Source organism: Microcystis sp. M090S1 (genome assembly GCF_020246295.1).
Classification (GTDB): Bacteria; Cyanobacteriota; Cyanobacteriia; order Cyanobacteriales; family Microcystaceae; genus Microcystis; species Microcystis aeruginosa.
In genome coordinates this window covers 1-7480 of the sequence record NZ_JADBTF010000162.1, presented here as the reverse complement: position 1 = coordinate 7480, position 7480 = coordinate 1, and the positions used below count along the sequence as shown (strand labels likewise).

8 protein-coding genes and 1 pseudogene are annotated in these 7480 nt (G+C 41.2%); 1 reads left to right on the top strand and 8 read right to left on the bottom strand.

Annotated elements, in window-relative coordinates:
- Window positions 1-138 precede the first annotated feature (138 nt).
- The 8 genes and pseudogenes from IM477_RS07260 to IM477_RS07225 form a co-directional block, all read right to left on the bottom strand.
- Window positions 139-375: pseudogene (locus tag IM477_RS07260) on the bottom strand (DUF5615 family PIN-like protein); the annotation flags it as partial.
- The gene (locus IM477_RS07255; protein ID WP_002741484.1) at window positions 372-746 is read right to left on the bottom strand and encodes a DUF433 domain-containing protein; all 375 of its coding nucleotides are present in this window, start codon (window positions 744-746) and stop codon (window positions 372-374) included. The gene IM477_RS07255 and the pseudogene IM477_RS07260, both read right to left, overlap by 4 nt.
- 898 nt (window positions 747-1644) lie before the next feature.
- Entirely contained in the window at window positions 1645-1944 is a 300-nt protein-coding gene (locus IM477_RS07250; RefSeq protein ID WP_287731142.1) for a hypothetical protein, read from the bottom strand.
- 387 nt (window positions 1945-2331) lie between these two features.
- Window positions 2332-2796: a DUF29 domain-containing protein gene (locus tag IM477_RS07245; protein WP_024969050.1), complete on the bottom strand. Its 465-nt coding sequence runs from the start codon at window positions 2794-2796 to the stop codon at window positions 2332-2334.
- Between the two features lie 16 nt (window positions 2797-2812).
- The gene (locus IM477_RS07240; protein WP_287731141.1) at window positions 2813-3271 is read right to left on the bottom strand and encodes a DUF29 domain-containing protein; all 459 of its coding nucleotides are present in this window, start codon (window positions 3269-3271) and stop codon (window positions 2813-2815) included.
- A gap of 16 nt (window positions 3272-3287) precedes the next feature.
- On the bottom strand, window positions 3288-3746 hold the full coding sequence (locus IM477_RS07235; RefSeq protein WP_287731140.1) for a DUF29 domain-containing protein: 459 nt from the start codon (window positions 3744-3746) through the stop codon (window positions 3288-3290).
- A gap of 42 nt (window positions 3747-3788) precedes the next feature.
- Window positions 3789-4772, bottom strand: a complete 984-nt coding sequence (gene msrP, locus IM477_RS07230) for a protein-methionine-sulfoxide reductase catalytic subunit MsrP (RefSeq protein WP_287731139.1) — start codon at window positions 4770-4772, stop codon at window positions 3789-3791.
- Window positions 4773-4857: 85 nt separating this feature from the next.
- Window positions 4858-6243: a cytochrome P450 gene (locus IM477_RS07225; RefSeq protein WP_287731138.1), complete on the bottom strand. Its 1386-nt coding sequence runs from the start codon at window positions 6241-6243 to the stop codon at window positions 4858-4860.
- Window positions 6244-6641: 398 nt separating this feature from the next.
- On the opposite strand from IM477_RS07225, the gene IM477_RS07220 reads away from it, so the two are divergent.
- On the top strand, window positions 6642-7397 hold the full coding sequence (locus IM477_RS07220; RefSeq protein ID WP_287731137.1) for a TVP38/TMEM64 family protein: 756 nt from the start codon (window positions 6642-6644) through the stop codon (window positions 7395-7397).
- Window positions 7398-7480 lie beyond the last annotated feature (83 nt).

Here is a 7480-nt window from a genome sequence, read left to right as displayed (position 1 = left end):
TTGACCCTTTTCCCTGTTTGGCTTCTCGCAAAGCTCGTCAGGATTATTATGGCAAAATTACCTTTTCTTTTATTCAGGAGTTTGAGGCTTTCACATAACAGTACTTGTCTTTGTATTGAAAAATGTGTCCGTCAGTCAGCGCAGGACCTGCTCTAGGGAATCTTTCCCTTCCATACTGCGATTAGCGGTAAGCAAAATCATCTGATTCTCTTGAGCAAGTCGCCAAACCGTCCTGTCATCACTGTTGATCGACAAATCCATCTCTGCAAAGGTGACGAACTGCATCGGGACGATATCAAGCCAGCCCTGAGTTGCGATCGCACCAAAGAAAACCAAGGCATGACCTTTGAGATTGTGATCAATCAAAAAAATCATACTTTCGACTCACGCTTTGCCTTAGCCACTCGAAGCTTTTCCCAAGCAGCCTCGGAGCCTGGCTTAGGTGGTTGCGCAGCAATACGGGCAACTCGCTCACGATTTTGCTCTTCATAATATTGTCGGAGTTCTTCAGCTTCTTTGAGAACTTGCTGGTACTCAGCTTCTACATCCGCACGATGAGCCTCAATATAAGCCAGGGCAGCGTTAATTTGCTCTTCCGTCAGATCAAATAATCCCTGAATAAACTTAGGTGGATATTGAGCAGTCACATAATCCATTACATCATAGAGGGTGATGCGGGTTCCTGCGATTGTCAGTCCTCGCTCTGTACGAATGATAGCGGTTTGTTTATTTGATGCGAGCGTCATAGCTATAGTCTCAGTCTTTCACCATCTCATTCCATATTACCGCATGAAAAAGCAAGGTGAGCAAACGCCCACCCTGACTACTAATTCGCAAGCTCTTTAATCCTCAACCCAGACTTTCAAAATGTATTTCAGCCTCGTTCCTGCATCTAGCCAGTAGTGAACTCCAATATCTGGCAATTCAGTATCATTTGTGTGAGCATCACCAGGCCCCGTACTACAAGATCGGCGATCAAATTTAGACCACAGATTCAATCAATGGGCATGGTGCGTTCCCCAAAATCGATCGCTGGAGCAGTGGGAGTCACATTAGGGAACGCACCCTACAAGATCGGCGATCGCAATCAATATCTCTACGGTCTAACGTATTAGAACGCATTTTTCTATGGCTTATGCACGCATTCGATATATTTAATTGACGCAGGATCAATAGTTACACCATTCCCATCAAAACAGGTGACTGCTACTGATGCTGCCTCAATTGCTGAACATCCATGCAATACTAAATGAAGATATAGTAATGCGTTCCTTATTGGATCGTTATTTTGAGTGCAAGAAAATGAAATTATGTATGGTTTCGTTATTTCTTTGTACTTGTTTACAAGATGAATGTAATTTTTACCTAGTAGGCATCCTGATATGTCTTCAACTATTTCTGGAGTTTCAGTATAATTATGCAATAAACCGCTGGGATGTGTCGCTGCTTCTTTAAATAAAAATCCAAATGGGCCTTCACTATTTATCCATGTTTTTGCAATAAAGGAAGTTGCAAAGGGGTTTTCCCCGCTTTTTAGAATGTCAAGTTCTTTTGATAAGATTAAGCTAAACGGCTTTTACTTCGGATCACCGATATAGACTCCAAAAGGGTTATCGCTATTGGATCATGCAGGTTAAGCGCCGTTTAGCTTATCAATTCATGCCATATTGATTCTTCGACGAGTTTTTTGGGAAGAATACCTCGTTCCAAGAATGATTTAGGATTTCTTGTTCTGGTTCCGTGGAAATAAATGCAATCAATTATATCTGGAATGTGATAGTTCTTATCAAACGCTTCATATATGTAATCCTCTGGATTTTCATTTTCTGGTATCCGATCCATGTTTTGTAGGTTGGATATCAAAGTGTTTTCATTTATATTAAAAATCAAGGCGATCAATTTTTTTGTGGTTTCAAAGTTTGTGCAGTCTAAAATCGGATTCATGAATATCGTGGTTTTTTTGTTGAGTTTGCAAATAATGCTAAAACCGTACACTTATAAGCGTTGTATTTTCTAACTACATATTATAGGTCAACTTTCCGTATAACACTCTTGAAAGTAACAATATGTGGAAACTTTCCGTATATCACTCCATTTAGGCGCGATTGCCAGAACTTTTCCCCATATCACCCCCAAAAGCGTGTTAGCCAGATTAGCATATTGCCAAAAACCTTGTTTAACTAAATTTCTGACAATTAGGCTCATTCTAGCAATGATTCTTCGATCTGACCGCACCCCTTGAAAAAAATTTATAATTATTCGACCTTTAGCGATCGCTATCGGGGGATAGTTGTTTTTTGTTACAGCAGTATGGAGCAGTCTAACTGATGGCTATATTTCCAGATTATCGCCCGCAGGAAACCAATCTTCATCGAGAATTTGTTCAAGGGAACCAATGGGAATAACGGGGAAAGTATCGAGGGGTAATTGAGAGCGGTCACTGGCATTTTTTCGGGCTGAAAGATAACATTCATCGAAAATTTCTAAAAGATAGGGTTTCAGACTAGGACTATCTTTAAGTTCATCTAATATATCGAGACGAAAAGTTCTAATCTCTCCCTTCCAGTGACCTTCGTTTCTCTCTCTTTCTGCCGCCCAATATTTGAGCTTAAGTAAATGTTCTAATAATCGGGTTAACAGACTTTTAATTGTGCGCTTTTCACTCCTTCCCATACTTGCTAATTCCTCTAGTAAATTCTCTAAATCTACCCGCTCAAACTGTCTCGCTTGCAGTTGATTAATAGTAGTTCTAATCCAGAGATAAAAGTCTTCTTCGTACATGGTTTTATTATCCATAATTTACCTCTATATATTACTCGTGGTTATTAGTGGGAAACCAATCTTCATCGAGAATTTGTTCAAGGGAACCCATGGGAATAGGGGGGAAAGTATCAAGAGGTAATTGAGTTCTAACTTGAGCCTCTTTTCTAGAAAATTGATAGCATTCCTCAAAGATTTCCAGAATATAGGGTTTTAAACTAGGGCTATCTTTAATTTCTTCGATTATTTGTCGGCGAAAGTTGATAATTTCCCCTTTCCAGTGACCCTCATTTCTAGATTTTTCTCCTGTCCAGTAAGTTAGTTTCAGCAAATGTACCAGTAATTGAATCAAAAGATTTTCGATTTTGCGCTTTTCACTCCTTCCCATACTTGCTAACTCCTCCAGTAAATTCTCTAAATCTACCCGCTCAAACTGTCTCGCTTGCAGTTGATTAATAGTGGTTCTAATCCAGAGATAAAAGTCTTGTTCGTACAGGGTTTTATTATCCATAATTTACCTCTATATATTACTCATGGTTATTAGTGGGAAACCAATCTTCATCGAGAATTTGTTCAAGGGAACCAATGGGTATAGCGGGAAAAGTATCGAGGGGTAATTGAGAGCGATCACTAGCATCTTTTCTGGCAAATTGATAGCATTCCTCAAAGATTTCCAAAAGACAGGGTTTGAGACTAGGGCTATCTTTAACTTCTTTGATTATTTGTCGGCGAAAGTTTCTAATTTCCCCTTTCAAGTGACCCTCATTTCTAGCTTTTTCTCCTGTCCAGGAGGTTAGTTTCAGCAAATGTACCAGCAATTGAATCAAAAGATTTTCGATTTTGCGTTTTTCACTCCTTCCCATACTTGCTAACTCCTCCAGTAAATTATCTAAATCTACCCGCTCAAACTGTCTGGCTTGCAGTTGATTAATAGTAGTTCTAATCCAGAGATAAAAGTCTTGTTCGTACAGAGTTTTATTGTCCATAGATACTTAGTTAAACTGAATAAATGGGGATAATCATAGAACTTAACTATATAAACTAGCCACATATTCACCATAGCCATTATAGGGCAGAGTTTCGATAATTTCCCAAGATAAATCACTTCTACTGCCGATAAATTTCTCCGTTGCTTGCGACCAACGGGGATGGGGTTTACTGGGGTTCACATTAGCCTCAAAATCGTATTCGTGAGCGTCAATTGTGTTCCAGTAGGTGGCGGGTTGTTTGGCGGTAAATTCAATTTTTACTATCGATTTTGCTCCTTTAAAACCGTATTTCCAAGGAATAACCATTCGCAAGGGTGCGCCCTGTTGTTTCGGTAAATCATGACCGAAAATTCCCACGGCAAAGAAAGCTAATTCGTTGGCCATTTCTTCAATTCTTAAACCTTCTGTATAGGGCCAGGGTAAGGCTCCTAAATGCAATCCTGGCCCCTTAGTAATTTCGGGATTATAAAAGGAGGTGAAACGGACGAATTTTGCTTCTGTTTTTGGTTCCACTGCCGCAATTAAAGCACCCATGGGAAAACCAAGCCAAGGTAACACCATTGACCAAGCTTCCACACAACGAAAACGATAGATTCTTTCTTCGAGAGGAAAGGTTTTTTTAATAGTATCTATATCGTAGGTCTGGGGATTTTTTACCAATCCTCCCACTTCTACCGTCCAGGGATTCGTCGGTAATTTCTGCGCTTTTAACCAGATATTTTTCCCCCCTCCGAACTCATAAAAATTGTTATATCTTCCCGCTACAGTTTCGGCAGCTATGGGGCGATTTACCGTTAAAAACTGCGGATTTTTGCCGAACCCTTCAATTTTAGGTAATTGCAAACTTTTTTCTAAAGCTTCCGAGGAGGAGGATTTACCACAAGCAGTTAATAATAGGGAACTCCCCGCAATTCCTGTCCCGATTAACCCCTGTAAAAAGCGACGACGGTTAAAATAAACACTTTCGGAAGTAACTTCATTTTCGGAAATTTGCCAGGATTTAGCTAAACGAATTAAGACCATAATTATCCCCAATTTTATTGACAAAAAAACAGAGTTATGATATGGGATACCACAACTCTGATTGTACAATAGTTTGTCAGTTTTTTTAAGAAATTTCGGCGAGCATGGGGGCAGTCACCAGAGGTTCCCGTCGTCCTTTTAAGACCATGGGAACTCCTCGCGAGGGAGCAAGGGTTACACCGCGGCGGCTGGGTTTTTCGGGGGTATTATTAACTAGAGTTAACTGATAATTGGCCAAAATTGTGGCGATGGCGATTTTCATCTCGTAGATAGCTAAAACTTCCCCGATACAACGACGCGCCCCACCACCAAAAGGCATATATTCGTAGGGGGTGAATTGTTTTTCTAAAAAGCGTTCCGGTTTAAAAGTATGGGAATCGGGGAAAGTTTGCTCGCGGTGGTGGGCCAGATAAATACAACCCATAAGAATTGTCCCTTTTTCTAAAGGATAACCATCTAGTTCTACTGGTTCTTGCACTACTCGCGGAAAAGTTAACATTCCCACGGGATGAATGCGTAAAGTTTCCGAACAAACTGCCGAAAGATAGGGTAATCGAGTTATGTCAATGGGGTTAGGATTATCTCCTAAAGTGGCTATTTCTTGGAGAATTTTTGCTTTAATTTCTGGATAGCGATGAGTCCAGTAGAGCACCCAAGACATAGCGGTGGCTGTGGTTTCATGACCGGCGAATAATAAGGTCATTAATTCATCGCGCAATTCCTTATCGCTCATCGGGTTGCCTTCTTCATCCCGGGACGACATCAGGAGTGATAAAATATCGGTGCGATTGGGGTTAGGATTAGCTTTTCTTTCGGCAATTTCTGTATAGATAATATCATCAATTTTTTCTTGGTAACGCTGGTATTTTCCCCAGGGACTCCAAGCACCAAAATCAGCCCGCAAAATTGGGAAAAATAACAAAGAAGCCATCACCGGAGAGTTAAAAATATCGAGCATTTCAGCGAGAGTTTTTTTCAGGGTTTGATAACGTTCCCCTTGACTAATTCCAAAAACTGCCTCCATAATTACTTGTAAAGCAATCGCTGTGGTCGCTGAACGGGCCTTAAAAGGTTGATTTTGGGGCAATTCTGCCATTACTCTCAGGGTAATATCGCGGATTAAATCGCCGTAGAAACGCATTCTTTCCCCGTGAAAAGGTGGCAATAAAAGCTGACGGCGTTTTTTGTGGATGTCTCCGTCTAACATGACGACAGAATAATCACCAATAATCGGGGCAATAATCCGATTGGCTTCCCCCGGTGCCGAGAATTGTTTACGGTCATTAGTTAAAATTTGTTGTAGGGCCGAAGGACTACTGACAAAGATAAAATTATCTACAGTTAAACCCACTTTTGTGCTAAAAATATCGCCATGCTTGCGGGCGGCATTTTCCATAAAAGCTACAGGATTAATGATCCATTGTGCCATTTGCAGGAAGGTAGGGGCCTTGACCTTGGGGATGATTTTCATAGATTAATTGCTATATCGAATGCTAATTATTTCTAATTGTGACATTTTTTCCCCAGAGACGGCAAGGTGTAATAAGCTGCCCGCGCATTTAAATTGCTTATTGAGATGAGGCAAGAGGCACTCTTGCAAGGGGCAAGAGGCAAAAGTAAAGGGATTAGGGGAGATTTAGCTAATCTAAGGATAGGCAGTTAAGATACCTCTTAGCTTATCAAGTAAACAGCAAAATTTACCGGGCTGTTGCTTGTCCTATCTTCTCCCAGAGAGGGGGATTTTCTGGGAATTTTCAGGATTGGCTTTCTGGTCTAAACAATGATAATCGCGGTAGAATAGCCCCCAGTTCTATTTAATTCGCTTTTATAGTTCAATCTCTCTTTTTTCATTCCTTATAGGGACTTTTTATGATTATTTCCAAGTTTTTACCTTCGGGAAAAACTGTGACTATCAGGCATTTACTGTTATTAACTACATTTAGCCTTGTTTTTTTCCTGACTACTCCCCCCGCTTTTGCCCTCCAATCCAGTGCCTCCACAGGTTTTAATCCTCAAACTATTCTTTTCCATGCCTTAACTTGGGTGGATAGTTTGGGAGCCGTGGGAGCGATCGCGTTTATAATTATCTATATTCTAGCTACTGTGGCCTTTTTTCCAGGTTCAATCCTGACTTTAGGGGCTGGTGTGGTTTTTGGCCTGGTTTTAGGCTCTTTTTACGTCTTTATCGGGGCAACTATCGGCGCTACTGTCGCTTTTCTGGTGGGACGTTATCTGGCTAGGGGTTGGGTGGCGGAAAAAATTCAAGGTAATAGTAAATTTCAAGCTATCGATGAAGCTGTAGGGAGAGAAGGTTTAAAAATAGTGCTTTTAACCCGGTTATCTCCCATATTTCCTTTTAATCTGCTCAATTATGCCTATGGTGTCACCGGGGTTTCCCTGAAAGATTATCTACTAGGTTCCGCAGGCATGATTCCGGGGACGATAATGTATGTTTATATTGGCTCTTTAGCGGGCAGTCTTGCCACTATCGGGACCTCGGCACCAGCCACTAACCCAGTTTTACCATGGACTATTCGCCTGAGCGGTTTTATCGCCACCGTTGCCGTCACCCTCTACGTCACAAAAATTGCCCGTCAGGCCCTGGCATCAGTTATCAATGAATAGTAATCATTTATCAGTCAGGGGTGTGGGGGAATGGGGAAGGGGGGGAATGGGGAAGTGGGGTGTGGGGGGTGGGGTGTGGGGTG